Here is an 899-nt window from a genome sequence, read left to right on the forward strand (position 1 = left end):
TAGTCTTAACATAAGTAACAATGATGGCTCCTCCCACACGTTGGAGCGAAAACAATGTATAAAATATCTAGGAGTCATGATTGACGACTCTTTAACTTAGAAATATCACATCGCATTTGTTTGTTCTCGTTTATCTCGTAATATTGGAATTATATCGAAATTAAGGCGTTATCTATCTATACAGCAATTGAAACAAATTTACTATAATTTAATTTACCCTTACATTTCATATAGTATTTTAGCGTGGGGCAGTGTATATAAGACACATACAAAGAAAATCCAAGTAAAACAAAACCATATAGTAAGATTAATATTTTATGCTAAAACGTTTGGTAGAGAAACGGAAAGTGCCAAACCCCTGCTCAATTTACTAGACATTCTGACAGTAGATAACATTTATCGTCTTGAAGTTTTGAAATTCTCACATCATGGCATAATGGCCTTCTCCCTAAAGTATTTGATGATATATTTCAATATGCTAGAAATATGCATAGATACAACACAAGATATACAGCCAAACAGAATTTTTATAAGTATAAAGTTAGAACTAATACAAGAAAACAATCAGTTTCTTTCATGGCAATTGATATTTGGAAAGACATTCCATCTTCTTTAAAAGATTTAAGTGTGTTTGCATTTCCGAAGCAAATAAAACGTTACCTCCTGTCAGAACAAAAACTGAACTAATTTTCTACTAAGCTGAGTTAGTAAAGTCGTGAATCCTTTATTTATTTTATTTATTGTTGTTTCTTACTAAATACCTGCTTCCTATTCATAATTTAAATCGTACGGGGAGCTAACTAGAAAACCTACCGGTTCATTAAAAGCTCCCAGCTCGCATTCTTACTAAACTACATATACAATATCTTTGACTGCCTTAACAAGAGTGTAAAAATCCA

1 protein-coding gene is annotated in these 899 nt (G+C 31.5%); it reads left to right on the top strand.

The window, feature by feature from the left end:
* Positions 1 to 486: 486 nt before the first annotated feature.
* The gene (locus tag OIF36_02695; GenBank protein MCV6599371.1) at positions 487 to 687 is read left to right on the top strand and encodes a hypothetical protein; all 201 of its coding nucleotides are present in this window, start codon (positions 487 to 489) and stop codon (positions 685 to 687) included.
* Positions 688 to 899 lie beyond the last annotated feature (212 nt).

Source organism: Alphaproteobacteria bacterium (genome assembly GCA_025800285.1).
Classification (GTDB): Bacteria; Pseudomonadota; Alphaproteobacteria; order JAOXRX01; family JAOXRX01; genus JAOXRX01.

Coding starts and splice junctions, on each gene's coding strand:
- OIF36_02695 (MCV6599371.1), top strand. CDS start 487: ATGCATAGATACAACACAAGATATACAGCCAAACAGAATTTTTATAAG.